The sequence below is a fragment of the Shewanella litorisediminis genome (genome assembly GCF_016834455.1).
Lineage (GTDB): Bacteria > Pseudomonadota > Gammaproteobacteria > Enterobacterales > Shewanellaceae > Shewanella > Shewanella litorisediminis.
In genome coordinates this window covers 3,687,555-3,704,532 of record NZ_CP069213.1, presented here as the reverse complement: position 1 = coordinate 3,704,532, position 16,978 = coordinate 3,687,555, and the positions used below count along the sequence as shown (strand labels likewise).

Below are 16,978 nucleotides of genomic sequence, written 5' to 3'. Positions count from 1 at the left end.
AATTATCCGTTGGCTTTAGGGGGCTCGACGCCTGGATCTTTGGTCGCTTCGGTCGCCGCCGGTGTTTCCGGGGTTGGCTCGCTGACCTGATAGGGGCGGTTAACCTCCTGTGCGGCCTGCTTGAGCTGGTCGATTGATTCCTGCAGCTCTGGCGACAGATTGGAAAGCCCCTTGCTTTCGGCCTTTTTCAGATCGGCATGTAACTGCTCTATCTTCAATTCCTGTTCCAGTTCGTCTTTGACCGAATTGGCCATGCGTTTCATGGCCCGGATCCAGCCGGACACGGTACGCACTGCAACAGGTAATCTCTCCGGCCCAAGCACCACCAAACCTATGATGGCGATGAGCAGAAGCTCCATAAAGCCGATACCGTCAAACATAAGGAATTACGCCTGTTCTTTCTTGTCGGCCTCAGGCTTCTTTTCAGTTGCCTGTTGTGTGGTTTGAGCAGAGGCTTCTTTGTCTTCCAATGCCTTTTTTTCTTCATCAGACATGGCGTTTTTGAATCCCTTGATAGCGCCACCGAGGTCGCCACCCAGAGAACGCAACTTCTTGGTACCAAACAGCAGAACCACGATAAGTGCGATGATGAGCAATTGCCAAATACTGATACCACCCATGAAGGATTCCTCTCTACAAAATTAAGTGGTTCTATTATGAACCTGTGATTATTTAGTGCTAGCTAAAATTTGCGATTCTTTGGTCTGGATCTCCATCCGGCTCCCCAAACCAGTGCGCCGGAACCAAGACAAGCAGATGCGAGCCACAGTGTATCTGTTTGGGCAAACAAAATAGTGCCGCAGATCAACAAAACAGCAGAGGTGATAAGCAGGAAGTTGCTCTTGTGCGCCTTTTGCTGATACTTGAGATACCTGTCGAGCATCTGTTGCTGACTGCCCAGAAGCTTGCGGCCAAGCTTGAGATTGTCATAAATAAGTTCAGGAAACTCCGGGAGTTTATCAGACCAGAAGGGCAAATTTGTTTGCACTTTTTTGAATATCGCTTTGGGCCCCACCTGTTCTGCCATCCAGCGCTCCAAAAAGGGCTTGGCGGTTTGCCATAAATCCAGCTGAGGATAGAGCTGGCGGCCCAGACCTTCGATATACAGCAGGGTTTTTTCCAGCAGTACCAGTTGCGGCTGAACCACGATATCGAAGCGCCGCGCGGTGCGAAACAGCTCCAGCAGCACATGGCCAAAGGAGATTTCATTCAGTGGCTTATTGAACATGGGCTCGCACACCAGCTTGACCGCCTGCTCGAAAGCCAGGATGTCGGTATCGGCTGAAACCCAACCCGATTCTACATACAGCTGGGCGATGCGATGATAATCCCGGTTGAAAAAGGCGAGGAAGTTTTCCGCCAGATAGCGCTTATCCTCTTCATTCAGGCTCCCCATAATGCCGCAGTCGAGCCCGATGTAGAATGGATTCTCAGGGTGTTCGCGGCTGATAAAGATGTTGCCGGGGTGCATATCGGCATGGAAAAAGTTATCGCGGAATACCTGGGTGAAAAACAGCTCCACGCCACGCTCGGCCAGCAGCTTCAGGTTGGTGCCCTGGGCATTGAGGGACTCTACGTCTGATACCGGGATGCCGTCGATGCGTTCCATCACCATGAGTCTGGGATGGCACAGCTCTTCATACACGTAGGGGATGTAGAGCGCGTCTGAGTCGAGAAAGTTATTCCTCAGCTTGATGGCATTGAGCGCCTCGAGTTTGAGGTTAAGTTCGCCCAGAATGGTGTTTTGGTAGTCTTGCACCACTTCCACCGGCCGCAGGCGATTGCCTTCGCCCAGCAAGCGATTGACCCAGGTGGCCACCTGCAGCATCAGATCCAGATCGGCCTTGATGTTGGCCTCCACATTGGGGCGCAGCACCTTGAGCACGACCTGCTGACCATTGGACTTGAGGGTGGCAGTATGCACCTGAGAGATGGACGCCGAAGCCAGTGGGGTATCGTCGAAATCATCAAACAGGCTGTCGATGGGGGCTTTAAGTTCGGCCTCGATGGCCTCACGTGCCAATGCAGAATCAAAAGGTGGCACCCTGTCCTGCAACATAGACAATTCATCCGCCCATTCGTCACTCAGCAGATCGCGACGGGTGGAGAGCATCTGGCCAAACTTGATGTACACAGGCCCAAGTTCCTGCATGGCGAGTTTGAGTCGCTCACCGCCGCACTTGTCTTTATGGCGGTTGCGTACCCAGAACAGGCACAGACGCAGCAGTTTGAAATACCCAGGAAGCAGGGTGGGTGGCAGTACGTCATCCAGGCCATAGTGGAGCAGTGTCCGAATCACCTGATATCCACGGCGAAGACTGGCGAAGGTCATGGTGTGAGGCGGTCCCTTAACTGATTGACTCTGTGTTCCATGGCGTCTACGGCCTGAACCAGGGTGTCAATATTGTCCTTGAGATGAATAAAATCAATACGATGTGGCGCGAGCTTATACTCTTCGGTGGAAAGCTGTGCGAGATGACTGAGGGTTTTGTGGCCCACGCGCTGCAGTTCCTGTCCGAGTTTGCGTCCGCCCGATTGCAACATGTGGGCAGGGCCATCGCCGATATAGCGTGACAGGGGCTCGCCAATATCAAACTGCTGCTCTTTGAGCAGGCGGCTGAAACCCTGGAGCACGTTTAAATCGCCATCGATATCGAGGCGATCGCTCTTGATGAGCAGGCTCAGGCTTTCGCCCTGACTGAGGGCATAGAGCGCAGATATTGAAGCTTTGACAGACACATCGGCCTGCGCTTCATCCCGGCTGAGTACAGTAACACTGTCATCGAAAATCAGGTGCAGGGCAAAAGGCAGCTCAGACAGGGTGATGGCGATACGTTTGCCATAGAGGCCGTACTGTCTGGGGCTGACACCCGTTTGGGCCAATAGTTTTTCAAAGCCGAGTTCCACGGCGCCGCAAAGAATCAGTGCCAGCTCCCGCTTGACCATCAGAATTTGTAACCCCGGTGCAGCGCAACCACGCCGTCGGTCATATTGATGTAGTCCACCTGTTCGAGGCCTGCGTCTTGCATCATGCCCTTGAGGGTGTCCTGATCCGGGTGCATGCGGATGGATTCGGCCAGGTACTCGTAGCTACCGGCATCCTGGGCAATAAGTTCCCCCATTTTGGGCAGAATCTTAAAGCTGTAGAGGTCGTATAGTTTGCGCATCACCTCGTGCTGGGGTTTGGAAAATTCCAGCACCAGCAGCTTGCCACCGGGCTTGAGCACCCGCTGCATGGAGCGCAGCGCGGCGTCCTTGTCGGTGACGTTACGCAGGCCAAAGGCAATGGTAATAATGTCGAAATGGTTGTCAGGAAACGGCAGTGCCTCGGCGTTGGCCTGCACATAGCTGACGTTACCCACCACACCCAGATCTCTGAGTTTGGCGCGGCCCACTTTCAGCATGGAGTCGTTGATGTCGGCCAGAACCACTTCACCGCGGTCACCCACCAAACGGGAAAACTTGGCAGTCAGATCCCCGGTGCCACCGGCCAGATCCAGTACCTTCATGCCGGGGCGCGCGCCCGCAGTCTCGATGGTGAATCGTTTCCACAGGCGGTGGATCCCGAAAGACATCACATCGTTCATGATGTCGTACTTGGCTGCCACCGAGTGAAATACACCGGCAACCAGATCTGCCTTTTTATCGGCTTCGACTGTCTTGAAACCAAAGTGAGTACTATTTGATGTGCCGTCGGACATCTGCTCTTTCCTATTGTTTCCCAAACTGTTTAAACGCGAGTGTACGCTAAAGCAGCACTTCAGCTGAATCCTTGAGCCGCCAGCTTTGTGATCCAGTGCCTATCCAGTGACCCATGGAATGTCAAGCTTGTGAGCCCGGTAGGATTTTGGCGTACGCGCAATGACTGCGCATTAGACCACAATATGCGAATTTAATGAATAGCGCTGAAACCAGCGCTTTGGATGTCAGGACTCAGGCGCCGAGAGCCAAATGGCGGCCACGAATATAGGCGTAAACCAGTTCGGTGAGGCTCTGCCCCGTTTCACGCAGGCCTGCGTCTTCGCCGGTATCGTGGCAGGAAGGAGCTGCCTCGGCCAGGTGCAGATAGGCGCAATCACAGTGGCGGGCGATATGGCTGATGTACCTGGCCGCATCCAGCAGCGGGACCCCGGCGGCTGTCATGGCGCTCGATGGCATATTGGCAATGGCATCCACATCCAGCTCCAATGCCACCGGCAGTCCGGTGGCCCGCAGGTTTTTGCCGATTTGCTTAAGGGCGTCATCCAGGCTCAGCTCACCCCGAACCCAGATTTGCTGCAGCGTGTGCCAGCTGCCACCAAAGGTGGCCAGTTGCTCGAGATTGGCCTCGCTGTTTTTCAGCTCATGCAGACCCAGTACATGGTAAAAATCCAGCGCACCACTTGCTGCGGCGTAGCTGAAGCCGTTGCCACTGTGGCGTCCTTCCCGCAGTCGGAAATCCGAGTGGGGATCCAGGTTTACCGCGGCGGCCGGGCGGCCGAAGGCGTTTTTCACCGACATCAACAAACCAAAAGCATTGTTATGGCCGCCGCCTATGACTATGGGTTCGAGTCCGGCCTCCATAATGGCCGTGGCCACTTCGATGACCCGCTCATCCATGGCGGCAACGGCTGCTCTGAGGCTGTCTACATCGGCATCTTCCCCGGGCAGCAGATCGCCAAAGTCCAGCTGGCCAAGGAGCAGGCAGTCATCGCCACGATAGAAACGATTGGATTGCAGGTTAACCAGGTATTTGAGCATGGCCTCAAAGGCATTGGTTGCGCCGCCGCGGCCCAGGTTAGCACGGGGGCCGGCATCTTCTCCCACGCCAAGGAGTGCAAATCGGGCGCCGTTTGCCTTGGCCGACTCAAGGGTGGCGGCAAGGGTTGGCCCTTCGGGCAGCAAAAAGTGGTTTCCAAGACGGGTTTCTCCGGGGCGTTTGCCGAGGATGGGGATCATGTCTTTGGCAGAAAAAACGATAAGGTGCTGCATAGGGTTTGGATTCTTTGGATTGTTTGATGGTTATTGTGGCAAAGGCCGGGAAAAAGGCAACGGGAAAGCAGCCAAAGGCGCGTGGAAGCGCGATCCAGTCTGTCTCTTGTGGCATGAAAAAGCCGGCCACTGGCCGGCTTTTTGCTGAATCAGAAATAACGCGCGTTACTCGATATCCAGAGGTTCGGGCGATAGAATAATGCCGGTACTGTCGGCATAAATGTGGTCGCCGGGCAGGAAAGAGACGCCGCCAAAGTTCACCGGTATATCGATTTCGCCTATGCCGTTGTTATCGGCGCCCACGGGAATGGAGGCCAGTGCCTGGATACCAATATCCAGCTCTTCCAGGGCATCCACATCGCGGACGCTGCCGTAGACGATAATGCCTTCCCAGCCATTGTTGACGCCGATTTCAGCCACGGCAGCATCAATCAGAGCACGGCGCAGGGAGCCACCGCCATCGACCAACAAGACACGTCCTTCCCCTTCTTCAGCCAGCACATCGGCAATCAGCCCATTGTCTTCGAAACACTTGACTGTGCTGATGGCGCCTCCGAATGAGCTAACACCACCGTAATTACTGAACATGGGCTCTACCACATCCACGACGTCCAGAAACATGTCACATAATTCTGAGGTGTTGTATTCCATAGTCATCTCCTGTTTCGCCCTAAATCAGGCTGTTAGGCAGCTCTACACTGAACTTAGGCCAGTATATAAGGGAATCTTGAAAAGAAAAGTGTTATCAATCACGGTATTGGCGAGCCTCACTCTCCAGTCACTTATGTAGTTTAATTTCATCACTTCCAATCTTTATGGCGCAATATTTTGACTTTTGTCATCATATGACGGTTTTTTATTACAGCTCTGTGGTGGCTTTTGTTACTATAGTCCCCAGTCTCACTCCAGTTTCAATTAACAAATCGCTTTAGGGGCACGGACCCCCCATTAAGCTCAGGGAAGGCAGAGGGCCTTATATCGAGGTGCCTTTATGGAAGCTTTGAACATGACTGAAATCGTCGGCTACATGGCCTCGGTGATGGTCGCTATCTCGCTGATGATGAAAGATATTATCTGGCTAAGATGGCTGAACTTCGTCGGCTGCAGCCTGTTTGTTGCCTACGGTGTTGCCATCACGGCCTGGCCGGTGGCGGGCATGAACGCTTTCGTTGCCTGTATCAACATTTACCATCTCTTCAAGATTTACCGCGCCAAGACGCAAAAGCCCGTTGTAGCCTGAGTTTCGCCCCGGCGAATGTCATAAAAGTGTCGGGTGGGTGTCACCTGCCCGTCACGCACCCCAGCTAGCATTCGAGACATCCTGGTTAAATCCTGAGGACGCTGGATGCTGGCACGCCTTGCCGAGTTTGACAGATGCAGTTATCTGCTCATCGTCGATGGAGCCCGTGAGCACGGGTTGAACAAACCGGCCTTGCTGGTATCTGCATCCGGTGATGGCCCCCTCTATATCTACCTTTGCGTTGCCCTGATGCTGTTCGACAGCCGGGGAGAAGAGCTGCTGCGCCTGGCGCTGGCCGCTTTTTTGCTTGAGCTGCCCCTGTACCTGCTGCTGAAAAACAGCATTCGCCGTACTCGTCCTTGCCACAGCGCCATAGGTCTGGGTTGCAGCTTTGAGCCTTCGGACAAGTTCAGCCTGCCATCCGGTCATACGGCTGCCGCCTTCGTGATGGCCGGTGCCATCGGCAGCATCTATCCCGCCGCCATACTGCCCCTGTACCTTTGGGCGAGCCTGATTGGCCTGTCCCGGGTGGCGCTGGGGGTACATTACCCCATGGATATTCTGGCCGGCGCTGCACTTGGCAGCCTGTCTGTGGTCTGGGCAGACAAATTCATTTGATAAGGATGTCATTGAAAACATGAAAATACTGTACGGAGTGCAGGGGACGGGTAATGGCCATTTGAGCCGGGCGAGGGTGATGGCAAGGGCCCTTGCCGAGCGCGGTGCCGAGGTGGACTATTTATTCAGCGGCAGACCCAGGTCGCAGTTTTTTGATATGGATGTATTCGGCGATTACCGGGTCGCCACCGGGCTGACCTTTCTGAGCCGGGCCGGGCGTATCAGCCCGGTGGACACGGTGCGTCACAATCTCAGTTGCCGCTGGTGGCAGGATATTCGTGCCCTCGACCTCTCGTCTTACGACCTGGTGCTCAACGATTTTGACCCCGTGAGTGCCTGGGCGGCCCGGCGGCAAAAGGTACCCTGCATTGGCATCAGCCATCAGGCGGCGCTGCGCTTTGATGTACCCAAGATGGGCAATACCTGGTTTAACGAGCGCTTATTGGAATACTTTGCTCCCGTGGATGTGGCGCTTGGCTGCCACTGGCATCATTTTGGCTTTCCGCTGCTGCCACCCTTTGTAGACGTGGGAGAGGTCAGCGAAGAGCATGGCCACGATATCCTGGTGTATCTGCCCTTTGAGGCCCCGGACGACATCATCGACTTCCTGCGCCCCTTCGATAACTATCGATTTTTGGTCTACCACGCTCAGTCACCCAGCGGCGCAGCGCCCGAGCATATTCAGTGGCATGGCTTCTGTCGTGAGGGGTTTCGTAAGCACCTGGCAGAGGCCGGTGGTGTGGTGGCCAATGCCGGATTTGAACTTGCCAGCGAAGCACTGACGCTGGGAAAAAAACTGCTGGTAAAGCCGCTGCTGGGGCAGTTTGAACAGCTTTCAAACGTGGCGGCGTTGCAGCTTTTGGGCGCGGCCCACAGCATGATGTACTTAAGCCGCGACGCCATGCGCTCCTGGCTGAAGTCGGCCAGTCCTGAGCCTGTGCGTTATCCTGCCGTGGGAGATGAGCTGGTGAAATGGATTGAACAGGGAGAATGGCACAGGGGCGATGGGCTCAGCGAACTCTTGTGGTCACAGGTTCGTCTGCCCGATACCTGGCGCTGAGAGAGCATCAACAAAATGAATGTCCCGCTGCCAGGGCTGAAAGGCTTCGCAGGCGATGAGTTGCAGATGCAGAGAGCTATTGATGGCGATCCCCTGAATTTCGAGCTCTGTCAGTGCCTGGCGCAGGCGCGCTATGGCCTCTTCGCGGGTGGCACCATGGCAGATGAGTTTACCCACCAATGAATCGTAAAAGGCAGGCACCCTTGCTCCGGGGAAAAGATAAGAATCCCAGCGCACCCCAGGCCCCCCTGGCACCTTGAGCTGGGTAACCAAACCCGGTGAAGGCAACTGGCTGTGTGGGTCTTCGGCATTGATGCGACACTCGATGGCATGACCCTGTATCTGGGGTTTAGGGGGCAGAGCCTGGCCAAGTGCCACCTTGAGTTGCCATGCAACCAGATCCAGTCCGGTCACCATCTCGGTGACAGTGTGCTCCACCTGTATGCGCGTGTTCATTTCGATAAAGAAAAAGGCGCCATCCTGATAGAGAAACTCAAAGGTGCCCACTCCTCTATAACCCAGGCGTCGACAGGCCGCCTCACAGATATTGGCCATCTCCCGGATTTGCTCTCGGGCAATTCCAAGCGCCGGGGCTTCTTCAATCAGCTTTTGATGGCGGCGCTGGGCTGAGCAGTCGCGCTCACCCAGACACAGCGCAGCTTCGCCATCAGCCAGCATTTGAAATTCGATATGGCGGGGATGGGTGAGGAATTTCTCCAGATACAGGGTATCGTCGCCAAAGGCAGACAGCGCCTCACTGCGGGTAAGGGCAATGGCCGCAGCCAGCTCCTCTGCCGAGTCGACACGGCGCATGCCGCGGCCACCGCCTCCGGCGCTGGCCTTGATTAGAACCGGATAACCGATATCGGAGGCGAGCGCCCCAATCTTGGCCATATCGTCGTCCAGCGCGCCATCTGATCCCGGCAGAGTGGGTATACCCACGTCCTTCATGGCTTCAATGGCCCTGACCTTGTCGCCCATGGTGGCTATGGTGTCGGCATCCGGCCCCAAAAAGACGAGGCCCGCCTCCGTGACTGCCCTGGCAAACTCGGCCCGTTCGGCCAGAAAGCCATAACCCGGATGTATGGCATCGGCAGCCGCGAGTTTGGCAGCCTCCAGTATGGCGTTGATATTGAGGTAGCTGTCTTTGGCTGTCGCCGGACCTATGCAGAGGCTGCGACTTGCCAGCAAGGTATGCAGCGCGCCCTTGTCGGCGCTTGAATAGATGGCAACGGTTTCCAGCCCCAGTTGGTGGCAGGCACGGATAATACGCACCGCGATTTCACCGCGATTGGCCACCAGTACCCGTTCAAAGCGGGCTTTAGTCGGCATCACCAATCACAAACAGGGGTTGGTCAAATTCCACTGCTGTCCCATTATCCACCAGAATGGCTTTGACAGTTCCGGCGCGGTCGGCGGCGATTTGATTCATCATTTTCATGGCTTCAATCACTGCAAGCGTGTCGCCCACGGCGACCTCAGTGCCCAGTTCCACGAAGGGGCGGGCTTCGCTGCTGGGAGCGCGATAAAAGGTGCCCACCATGGGGGATAGCACTCGGTGGCCTGCCTCCTGTGCAAGCGGAGCGCTGGCAGCCTTGGTGCCTGTCTCTGCCTCGGTCACCTGGGGCGGAAGATTGCCGTGGCGAATGATGCGTACCGACTCTTCGCCTTCTTTAACTTCAAGCTCATTGATGCCGGACTCCTGCACCAGTTCAATCAGCTTTTTGATTTTTCGCAGATCCATGGCCATCAGTTGCTCCCTTTGAGCCTTTCGGCTGCCGCTGCGAGTGCCAGCGAGTAGCCTTTGGGGCCCAGCCCCAGAATCACGCCAACGGCCTTATCTGAAAAATACGAATGATGACGGAAGGGCTCACGGGCATGGACGTTGGACAGATGCACCTCGATAAAGGGCAGGGCGACCCCGAGCAGGGCATCCCGCAGGGCCACACTGGTGTGGGTAAAGGCGGCGGGATTAATAATCACAAAATCCGCATCCGTGTTGTGGATGGCGTCAATCAGCACATGCTCGGCATTGGACTGGATATGCTCGAGCGCCACGCCAAGTGCGCTTGCCTGTGATTCCAATCCGGCGACGATTTGTGCCAGGGTCTGGCTGCCATACACACCCGGCTCGCGCCTTCCCAATAAATTCAGGTTGGGGCCGTTTATCAGCAATACCTTGGGAACAGTTTGGTTGGCAGTCATGGGTATCCTTTTTGTCAGTTATCGACATGTTGAACTCAATAAGGCCCAATATCGCCAAACTTGCCTGCATTTTCAATGCAATTAATCTTAAGCAGGCAGGAAAGCGTTTCTCAGTAACTGACCTTGCCACGCATGGCCTTGGTGGAGGCGCGCTGCTTTTTGGTATCCACCCGGCGCTGCTGGCTGGCACGGGTGGCCTTGGTGGGAATACGTTTTTTCTGTACCTGATTGACCGACTGCACCAGACTGATAAATTGCGCCAGCGCGGTTTCGCGGTTGGCTTCCTGGCTGCGGGTCTCCTGGCATTTGATGATGATTTTGCCGCTTGGAGTGATGCGATGATCGCTCCTGGCCAGCAGCTTTTCTTTATAAAACTCCGGCAATGAAGAGGCTCGGATATCGAAGATAAGCTGGGCGCAGGTGGAGACTTTATTCACGTTCTGGCCACCGGCCCCGCTGGAGCGGATGAACTGCCATTCGATTTCCTGGTCCTGCAGCTGGACGCGCTGTGAGATTGTGATCATGGCCTAAGTTTTGGCTTAATGTGAGCTGAAGGAATTTGTTATTATCGGCAACCTCGGCAGATGGCCGAGCCAGCCCCAGGGAGAACCTTTATGTTATGCCAGATCCCCGAGATTGCTAAGGGCGTAATCAGTCTTTTTGCCAGCGGCCGCATTACGGCCCAGGATTATCGCACCCATTTGCAGCCGGCCATCAAGCGCTATCGGGAGGATTGGGGTCAGGTCTGCTTGTATATTGAGGCCGACGTACTGCTGGAAGGCTGGGAGCAAGCTTCCCTGTCCGGCGCCGGTGAGGTACAGTTACCTGCGTTCGATGCCTTGGTTTTTGTTGGCGGTCCGGATTGGGTCGGTAACGCCATTCGACTGCTCGGTCCCTTTGTGGCCGGTGAAATCGCCTGGTTTCCCCTTCAGGATAAGGCAAAAGCCATTGCCTGGATTCAAAAGCGTTCGCTAATCAAAGCTTGAAAAATCAATATATTAAAAGGAGACGCTACAATGAATAAGCTGACACTGGCCAAGATCGCCGCCGCTCTGACTCTGGTTGCCGGCCTTGCCGCCTGTGCCCCCGAAGTGGGCAGTGAAGCCTGGTGTAAAAAGATGGAAGACAAGCCAAAAGGTGACTGGACGTCTAACGAAGCCGCTGACTACGCCAAGCACTGCGTATTCAAGTAAGAGATTGTCAGACCGGGGAACTTAACCACGAGTCCCCGGTCTGACTTTGCAAAGCACTCCGTTGGGCGCATTAACCAGCCGAGGATTGAATAGATTCGTTTCTCCCTCAACACACTGCACAGACTGAGCCTGATGCTGCTGGCCGTGGTGGTACTGCAATTTGCAGGTGCCAATCTGGGCGCGCACCAGTTGCACACTGGCAGTGCCGATGAGGAAGCGCGCAATCACAGCCACCTGACCTTTATGGCCGAGGTGACATCCATCGGTGAATGTATTGAATGCACCTGCCCACCTGACATCGTGGCCAGCGACACGCATCAACACGACAAGGTTGAAAAAACCGAGCTGAAACAGCTGGATATTTGTCTCGATTGCCATTGTCATGGCGGTCACCCAAGCCTCGTCGCAGGCCTGGTCAATCTCGATTATCACCCCCTTGCCACACAGGCACCCGGATACGCGTCTGACTACCTCTCGGTAGTGGGCTACCCCGATTACCGCCCTCCCATTGTCTGAACCTGATCATCTCAGGAAAGAAGACCGCCCTCAGCCCTGCTGAGTGATAAAGTCTCGCTTTGCGTGGCCTGCGTGTGACTTTTCGCACCTGCTGATTTGTGCAACTGGTCGTTGTGGCTGTCGCTTTCGCGGGTTGCCGCAATCGCCATCAGGTTCGAGAGGGCTGTGGCAAAGGCAATCAGCAAGCACCGCCTGTAACCGGCCTATGGCACATGAGTCGCCACGGCTCAGTTCAGGCGTTTGCTGCCAAAGGTCATCTTCTTTCCCCATGACTTAACCGCCCTGACGGCGCGTTAACCGACTTTGTCCCTTTACGTTCAGGACTCTGTATGAAACAGACCTTACTTGCGGCTGGTGGCACCCATGCTGTAGCTGGCGATATGCCGGCTGCGCTGATGTTGATTTATCCGGGGGTGCAACTGGCAAAGCTGGCTGCGAATAAAGCCAGGCCCGATATCAGCGCCGAACCCACGTTGCCCTTTATCAGCGAAACCTAGACGGCGGAGGCCAACCGATGAAACCATTTTTCTTTAGTAAATCAGTTATCAGCGGAGCTGACGCCTTGTCTGCAATGAATGCCAAAACCTTGTTGTCTGCACTGGCGTTCGTGGTTGCATTCACGTTTGCGTTAGCTGTGTCGCAGCCTGCCTTGGCAGGCGATGGCCATGGCGCGGCAGAAGGCGCCGTTGAAATCGAAGACGCCCATGACGAAGACAAGGCGCTGAAGCTCAGTCAGACCCAGCGCGACCTTGCCGGTATTCGGGTCGAAACCCTGTCGGCCACAGGCTTTGATTTAAGCGCCGTGGCTACCGCCAGCCTGGTGGTGGACCGTGACCGCACCATTACCCTTGCGCCGCAGCTTGAGATGAGAGTGTTGGAGCGCCATGTGGTGCCCGGGCAGGAGGTAAAACAGGGTGAGCCCTTACTCACCCTGGGTGGCGCCGCCATTGCTCAGGCCCAGGCCGACTATATTAATGCCGCCACCGAATGGAGCCGAATCAGCCGCATGGGCGAAAGTGCCGTGAGTCAATCCCACAGGTTGCAGGCGCGGGTGGACTACGAACTTAAGCGCGCCATTCTCGAGTCCATCAAGATGACGGCTCAGCAAATCAAAGCCCTGGAAACGGCGCCGGACAGCATCGGCAGCTTTAAACTGCTGGCACCCATCCAGGGCCGGGTGCAGCAGGATGTGGCCAGTCGTGGTCAGGTAATGCCGGCCGGCTCGCCGTTGATGCAGCTGACCGATGAATCCTTCCTGTGGGTAGAGGCCGAGCTGACGCCAATGCAGTCCCGCGGCCTTGCCATGGGCAGCGATGCCCGGGTGAGCGTGTCCGGCAAGTGGCTCAAGGCCAGGGTGATTGGCCGCTCCCACGAGCTTAACCCCATCACCCGTACCGAAAAGGTGCTGCTGTCGATGGCAAACCCCGGCCACGAGGTGCACGCCGGTGAGTTTGCCGAGCTGTTTTTGCCCCAGCAAGCCAATCAGCAGGGCGGCCAACAGGGAATAGTGCTGCCGGACTCGGCCCTGAGCCGCAGTAGCGATGGCGACTGGCAGGTGTTTGTGGAAGACGCCGACGGTTTTGAGGCGGTGGAAGTGCAAATCGAATCCCGTGCCCGAGGCCTGAATCTGGTGAAGGGGATTGAGCCCGGCAGCGCCGTGGTGATGTCCGGTGCCTTCTTCCTGGCCTCTGAGCTGGCCAAGTCTGGTTTTGATATCCACAACCACTGATGAGGTTTGATCCATGCTGCTGAAATACATGAATAAAATTGGTTATTCAAACCCAGGTGGGTGGAATATGTCTCAAGCGTTTGGGCCAAGTCTGGATTCGCCTTTTGCGAACAACGACAACCACTGATAAGAGGGCAAGCCATGCTACAGAAACTCATAGAGCAGGCGGTGCGAAGCCGTCTGATAGTGCTCATCTTTTTGATAGCCGCCATGGCAGCTGCTGCCGTGATGCTGCCGAGGTTGAATCTGGATGCCTTTCCCGATGTGACCAACGTGCAGGTGCAGGTGAATACCGCCGCCGAGGGGCTCGCCGCCGAAGAGGTGGAAAAGCTCATCAGCTACCCGGTGGAATCGGCCATGTATGCCCTGCCTTCGGTGACCGAAGTGCGCTCTTTGTCGCGCACCGGGCTTTCCATTGTGACCGTGGTGTTTGAAGAAGGCACCGACATCTACTTTGCCCGCCAGCAGGTGTTTGAGCAGCTGCAGGCAGCAAGGGAGACTATTCCGGACGGTGTGGGCGTGCCGGAGATTGGCCCCAACACCTCGGGCCTTGGGCAGGTGTACCAGTACATTCTGCGGGCTGCGCCCGAGTCGGGCATAGCCCCTGACGAGCTTCGCAGCCTCAACGACTATCTGGTGAAGCTCATTATGATGCCGGTGGGTGGCGTGACCGATGTGCTCTCGTTCGGTGGTGAGGTACGCCAGTATCAGGTACAGGTCGACCCGGCCAAGCTGCTCTCTTATGGCATCAAACTGGACGATGTGACCACAGCGCTGGAAGGCAATAACCGTAACGCCGGTGGCTGGTTTATGGCCCAGGGCCAGGAGCAATTGGTGGTGCGCGGCTATGGCCTCTTGCCTGCCGGTGACGCCGGGCTTGATGCCATTGCGCAAATACCCCTTGCAGAATGGCTGGGCACGCCGGTGCGGATTATGGATGTGGCCAGGGTTGCCTTTGGCAGTGAAATCCGCGTCGGTGCCGTGACCATGACCCGCCGTGACGAAGCCGGTAGCCCTGAGCCACTGGGTGAAGTGGTGGCCGGGGTGATTTTGAAGCGCATGGGCGCCAACACCAAGGCGACCATAGATGACATCAACAGCCGTACCGCCCTGATTCAGCAGGCGTTGCCGGATGGGGTGACCTTCGAGGTGTTCTACGACCAGTCTGATCTGGTGACCAAGGCGGTGACCACGGTGCGCGACGCCCTGTTGCTGGCCTTCGTGTTTATTGTGGCTGTGCTGGCGCTGTTTTTGGTGAATGTGCGCGCCACCGCGCTGGTGCTCTTGTCGATTCCGGTTGCCATCGCGCTGGCGCTGATGGTGATGTCTTATTTCGGCATGTCGGCCAATCTGATGTCCCTCGGCGGCCTTGCCGTGGCCATAGGTATGTTGGTGGATGGCTCTGTGGTGATGGTGGAGAATATTTTCCGCCACCTCACCCAGCCTGACGGTCGGATTGATGATGGCCAGCCGACCGACCCGGGCCTCAGTGAAGAAGACGCCCACCGTGAAGGCGGCTATGGCGGTATTGCCATGCGGATTTTGCAGGCGGCGCGGGAAGTGTGCAGCCCGATTTTCTTCGCGACCCTCATCATCATCGTGGTGTTTGCGCCGCTCTTTGCCCTCGAAGGAGTGGAAGGCAAGCTGTTCCAGCCGATGGCGGTCAGCATCATTCTGGCGATGCTGTCGGCACTGATGGTGGCGCTGGTGGTGGTGCCTGCGCTGGCGGTGTATCTGTTTCGCCACGGCGTGCATCTGCGCCAAAGCCCGCTGCTTATCCCCATCGATAAAGGCTACCGCCGGGTGCTGGGCGCCGTAATGGCGCGCCCCAAAACCCTGGGTATCACAGCACTGCTGCTGTTTGGACTCAGCATGGCGCTGCTGCCACGGCTTGGCACCGAGTTTGTGCCCGAGCTTGAGGAAGGCACCATCAACCTGCGGGTAACCCTGGCACCCACCGCAAGCCTGGATACCTCGCTGATGGTAGCGCCCAAGCTTGAAGCCATGCTGCTGGAATTTCCCGAGGTGGAATATGCCCTGTCGCGTATCGGTGCCCCAGAGCTTGGCGGCGACCCTGAGCCTGTGAGCAACATCGAAATCTATATCGGCCTAAAGCCCATCGATGAGTGGCAGTCGGCAGGCAGTCGCGTCGAGCTGCAGCGGCTGATGGAAGAAAAACTGTCGGTGTTCCCGGGCTTGCTGTTTACCTTCTCTCAGCCCATTGCCACCCGGGTGGATGAGCTCTTATCCGGCGTAAAAGCCCAGCTTGCCATCAAGCTGTTTGGCCCGGATTTGGACGTGCTTGCCGAAAAAGGTCAGCAGCTTTCGGATCTGGTGTCAAAAGTGCCCGGCGCCGTGGATGTGTCGCTTGAGCAGGTGAGCGGTGAAGCTCAGCTGGTGGTGCGCCCGGACCGTGCCCGTCTGGCGCGCTACGGCATCAGCGTGGATGAGGTGATGAACCTTGTCAGCACCGGCATTGGTGGCAGCGCCGCCGGGCAGGTGATTGACGGCAACGCCCGCTACGACATCAATGTGCGCCTTAAGGCCGACACCCGCGCCAGCGCCGATGCCATAGCGGATCTCTTGCTGGTTGGCGCCAACGGCGCCCGGGTACGCCTGGGTGAGGTGGCCGATGTGGTGGTGGAAATGGCGCCGCCCAACATTCGCCGCGACGATGTGCAGCGCCGGGTGGTGGTGCAGGCCAACGTCTCCGGCCGCGATATGGGCTCGGTGGTGAAAGACATCTACGCCCTGGTGCCCGAGGCCAAGCTGCCGCCGGGCTATACCGTGAGTGTTGGCGGTCAGTACGAAAACCAGCAGCGGGCTCAGGCGAAGCTGATGCTGGTGGTGCCTGTGTCCATCGGTTTGATAGCGCTCTTGCTGTACTTCTCCTTCGGCGCGCTCAAGCAAGTGGGGCTCATCATGGCCAATGTGCCTTTGGCGCTGATTGGCGGTGTGGTGGCGCTCTATGTCAGCGGCACCTATCTGTCGGTGCCCAGCTCCATCGGTTTTATCACCCTGTTTGGCGTGGCCGTGCTCAATGGCGTGGTACTGGTGGACTCCATCAACCAGCGCCGTGCAGGTGGTGAAGCCCTGTACCAGGCGGTGTACGAAGGCACGGCGGCGCGTCTGCGCCCGGTGCTGATGACGGCACTGACCTCGGCGCTGGGGCTGATTCCGATTTTGCTCTCAAGCGGTGTGGGCAGCGAAATTCAACAGCCGCTGGCGGTGGTGATTATCGGCGGCCTGTTCAGCTCGACAGCCCTCACGCTGCTGGTGTTGCCGACCCTGTACATGGCGCTTTACCGGCGCGATGAGCGTGAGATTGAAGAGCCTGAATGAGCCTGGCTGACCACGGTGGCCTGCAGCCTGATGTTTTACTCAGTAACCGCTGTGGACGAGTTTCACCATGAGCATTTGGCGATGATGGCGTTTTTGAACGCTGC

20 protein-coding genes are annotated in these 16,978 nt (G+C 56.7%); 9 read left to right on the top strand and 11 right to left on the bottom strand.

Translation table 11 applies throughout. The features are described from left to right. Positions 1-2: 2 nt before the first annotated feature. From tatB to rraA, 7 genes are all read right to left on the bottom strand, one after another. A complete protein-coding gene (gene tatB / locus JQC75_RS16410; RefSeq protein ID WP_203325090.1) occupies positions 3-380 on the bottom strand; it encodes a Sec-independent protein translocase protein TatB in 378 nt (125 codons plus the stop codon). A gap of 6 nt (positions 381-386) precedes the next feature. Continuing rightward, positions 387-620, bottom strand: coding sequence for a Sec-independent protein translocase subunit TatA (gene tatA / locus JQC75_RS16405; protein WP_203325089.1), 234 nt, complete (start codon positions 618-620; stop codon positions 387-389). A 62-nt stretch (positions 621-682) separates the two neighbouring features. Continuing rightward, positions 683-2,332, bottom strand: a complete 1,650-nt coding sequence (gene ubiB / locus JQC75_RS16400) for a ubiquinone biosynthesis regulatory protein kinase UbiB (protein ID WP_203325088.1) — start codon at positions 2,330-2,332, stop codon at positions 683-685. Continuing rightward, positions 2,329-2,946 carry a ubiquinone biosynthesis accessory factor UbiJ gene (locus JQC75_RS16395; RefSeq protein ID WP_203325087.1) on the bottom strand — a complete coding sequence of 206 codons (618 nt, stop codon included), beginning with the start codon at positions 2,944-2,946 and terminating at the stop codon, positions 2,329-2,331. The genes ubiB and JQC75_RS16395 overlap by 4 nt, the downstream gene beginning before the upstream one ends. After that, positions 2,946-3,701: a bifunctional demethylmenaquinone methyltransferase/2-methoxy-6-polyprenyl-1,4-benzoquinol methylase UbiE gene (ubiE, locus tag JQC75_RS16390; RefSeq protein ID WP_203325086.1), complete on the bottom strand. Its 756-nt coding sequence runs from the start codon at positions 3,699-3,701 to the stop codon at positions 2,946-2,948. Before ubiE ends, JQC75_RS16395 begins: the two co-directional genes overlap by 1 nt. 232 nt (positions 3,702-3,933) lie before the next feature. After that, entirely contained in the window at positions 3,934-4,971 is a 1,038-nt protein-coding gene (locus JQC75_RS16385) for a formimidoylglutamase (RefSeq protein ID WP_203325085.1), read from the bottom strand. 165 nt (positions 4,972-5,136) lie between these two features. Then, entirely contained in the window at positions 5,137-5,622 is a 486-nt protein-coding gene (gene rraA / locus JQC75_RS16380; protein ID WP_203325084.1) for a ribonuclease E activity regulator RraA, read from the bottom strand. A 340-nt stretch (positions 5,623-5,962) separates the two neighbouring features. Here rraA and JQC75_RS16375 point away from each other — a divergent pair, with 340 nt between their 5' ends. From JQC75_RS16375 to JQC75_RS16365, 3 genes are all read left to right on the top strand, one after another. Then, complete coding sequence (locus JQC75_RS16375; protein WP_203325083.1) at positions 5,963-6,211, top strand: YgjV family protein; 249 nt, start codon at positions 5,963-5,965, stop codon at positions 6,209-6,211. Positions 6,212-6,316: 105 nt separating this feature from the next. Beyond that, positions 6,317-6,829: a phosphatase PAP2 family protein gene (locus tag JQC75_RS16370; protein WP_203325082.1), complete on the top strand. Its 513-nt coding sequence runs from the start codon at positions 6,317-6,319 to the stop codon at positions 6,827-6,829. 19 nt (positions 6,830-6,848) lie between these two features. Beyond that, positions 6,849-7,889, top strand: a complete 1,041-nt coding sequence (locus JQC75_RS16365) for an MJ1255/VC2487 family glycosyltransferase (protein WP_203325081.1) — start codon at positions 6,849-6,851, stop codon at positions 7,887-7,889. On the opposite strand, the gene JQC75_RS16360 is transcribed toward JQC75_RS16365, so the two are convergent. The 4 genes from JQC75_RS16360 to arfB all read right to left on the bottom strand — a co-directional run bounded on the left by JQC75_RS16360 (position 7,857) and on the right by arfB (position 10,618). Continuing rightward, positions 7,857-9,221: an acetyl-CoA carboxylase biotin carboxylase subunit gene (locus JQC75_RS16360; RefSeq protein ID WP_203325080.1), complete on the bottom strand. Its 1,365-nt coding sequence runs from the start codon at positions 9,219-9,221 to the stop codon at positions 7,857-7,859. The two genes, JQC75_RS16365 and JQC75_RS16360, sit on opposite strands and share 33 nt — an antisense overlap. Continuing rightward, positions 9,211-9,633 (bottom strand): acetyl-CoA carboxylase biotin carboxyl carrier protein, encoded by a 423-nt coding sequence (gene accB, locus JQC75_RS16355; RefSeq protein ID WP_203327257.1) that lies wholly within the window; start codon positions 9,631-9,633, stop codon positions 9,211-9,213. Before accB ends, JQC75_RS16360 begins: the two co-directional genes overlap by 11 nt. Positions 9,634-9,638: 5 nt before the next feature. After that, entirely contained in the window at positions 9,639-10,094 is a 456-nt protein-coding gene (gene aroQ, locus JQC75_RS16350) for a type II 3-dehydroquinate dehydratase (protein WP_203325079.1), read from the bottom strand. Positions 10,095-10,204: 110 nt separating this feature from the next. Next, positions 10,205-10,618 (bottom strand): alternative ribosome rescue aminoacyl-tRNA hydrolase ArfB, encoded by a 414-nt coding sequence (gene arfB / locus JQC75_RS16345; RefSeq protein WP_203325078.1) that lies wholly within the window; start codon positions 10,616-10,618, stop codon positions 10,205-10,207. Positions 10,619-10,708: 90 nt separating this feature from the next. Between arfB and JQC75_RS16340 the strand changes: the two genes are divergently transcribed. The 6 genes from JQC75_RS16340 (at position 10,709) to JQC75_RS16315 (ending at position 16,874) form a co-directional block, all read left to right on the top strand. After that, positions 10,709-11,080, top strand: coding sequence for a SpoIIAA family protein (locus JQC75_RS16340; RefSeq protein ID WP_203325077.1), 372 nt, complete (start codon positions 10,709-10,711; stop codon positions 11,078-11,080). A gap of 30 nt (positions 11,081-11,110) precedes the next feature. Further along, a complete protein-coding gene (locus JQC75_RS16335) occupies positions 11,111-11,287 on the top strand; it encodes a DUF3012 domain-containing protein (RefSeq protein WP_203325076.1) in 177 nt (58 codons plus the stop codon). 132 nt (positions 11,288-11,419) lie between these two features. Then, positions 11,420-11,803 (top strand): hypothetical protein, encoded by a 384-nt coding sequence (locus JQC75_RS16330; protein ID WP_203325075.1) that lies wholly within the window; start codon positions 11,420-11,422, stop codon positions 11,801-11,803. A gap of 329 nt (positions 11,804-12,132) precedes the next feature. Beyond that, positions 12,133-12,300: a hypothetical protein gene (locus tag JQC75_RS16325; RefSeq protein WP_203325074.1), complete on the top strand. Its 168-nt coding sequence runs from the start codon at positions 12,133-12,135 to the stop codon at positions 12,298-12,300. A gap of 74 nt (positions 12,301-12,374) precedes the next feature. Beyond that, on the top strand, positions 12,375-13,532 hold the full coding sequence (locus JQC75_RS16320) for an efflux RND transporter periplasmic adaptor subunit (RefSeq protein WP_239002164.1): 1,158 nt from the start codon (positions 12,375-12,377) through the stop codon (positions 13,530-13,532). A 141-nt stretch (positions 13,533-13,673) separates the two neighbouring features. Next, the gene (locus JQC75_RS16315) at positions 13,674-16,874 is read left to right on the top strand and encodes an efflux RND transporter permease subunit (protein ID WP_203325072.1); all 3,201 of its coding nucleotides are present in this window, start codon (positions 13,674-13,676) and stop codon (positions 16,872-16,874) included. Positions 16,875-16,978 lie beyond the last annotated feature (104 nt).

Coding starts and splice junctions, on each gene's coding strand:
- tatB (WP_203325090.1), bottom strand. CDS start 380: ATGTTTGACGGTATCGGCTTTATGGAGCTTCTGCTCATCGCCATCATA.
- tatA (WP_203325089.1), bottom strand. CDS start 620: ATGGGTGGTATCAGTATTTGGCAATTGCTCATCATCGCACTTATCGTG.
- ubiB (WP_203325088.1), bottom strand. CDS start 2,332: ATGACCTTCGCCAGTCTTCGCCGTGGATATCAGGTGATTCGGACACTG.
- JQC75_RS16395 (WP_203325087.1), bottom strand. CDS start 2,946: ATGGTCAAGCGGGAGCTGGCACTGATTCTTTGCGGCGCCGTGGAACTC.
- ubiE (WP_203325086.1), bottom strand. CDS start 3,701: ATGTCCGACGGCACATCAAATAGTACTCACTTTGGTTTCAAGACAGTC.
- JQC75_RS16385 (WP_203325085.1), bottom strand. CDS start 4,971: ATGCAGCACCTTATCGTTTTTTCTGCCAAAGACATGATCCCCATCCTC.
- rraA (WP_203325084.1), bottom strand. CDS start 5,622: ATGGAATACAACACCTCAGAATTATGTGACATGTTTCTGGACGTCGTG.
- JQC75_RS16375 (WP_203325083.1), top strand. CDS start 5,963: ATGGAAGCTTTGAACATGACTGAAATCGTCGGCTACATGGCCTCGGTG.
- JQC75_RS16370 (WP_203325082.1), top strand. CDS start 6,317: ATGCTGGCACGCCTTGCCGAGTTTGACAGATGCAGTTATCTGCTCATC.
- JQC75_RS16365 (WP_203325081.1), top strand. CDS start 6,849: ATGAAAATACTGTACGGAGTGCAGGGGACGGGTAATGGCCATTTGAGC.
- JQC75_RS16360 (WP_203325080.1), bottom strand. CDS start 9,221: ATGCCGACTAAAGCCCGCTTTGAACGGGTACTGGTGGCCAATCGCGGT.
- accB (WP_203327257.1), bottom strand. CDS start 9,633: ATGGATCTGCGAAAAATCAAAAAGCTGATTGAACTGGTGCAGGAGTCC.
- aroQ (WP_203325079.1), bottom strand. CDS start 10,094: ATGACTGCCAACCAAACTGTTCCCAAGGTATTGCTGATAAACGGCCCC.
- arfB (WP_203325078.1), bottom strand. CDS start 10,618: ATGATCACAATCTCACAGCGCGTCCAGCTGCAGGACCAGGAAATCGAA.
- JQC75_RS16340 (WP_203325077.1), top strand. CDS start 10,709: ATGTTATGCCAGATCCCCGAGATTGCTAAGGGCGTAATCAGTCTTTTT.
- JQC75_RS16335 (WP_203325076.1), top strand. CDS start 11,111: ATGAATAAGCTGACACTGGCCAAGATCGCCGCCGCTCTGACTCTGGTT.
- JQC75_RS16330 (WP_203325075.1), top strand. CDS start 11,420: ATGCTGCTGGCCGTGGTGGTACTGCAATTTGCAGGTGCCAATCTGGGC.
- JQC75_RS16325 (WP_203325074.1), top strand. CDS start 12,133: ATGAAACAGACCTTACTTGCGGCTGGTGGCACCCATGCTGTAGCTGGC.
- JQC75_RS16320 (WP_239002164.1), top strand. CDS start 12,375: ATGAATGCCAAAACCTTGTTGTCTGCACTGGCGTTCGTGGTTGCATTC.
- JQC75_RS16315 (WP_203325072.1), top strand. CDS start 13,674: ATGCTACAGAAACTCATAGAGCAGGCGGTGCGAAGCCGTCTGATAGTG.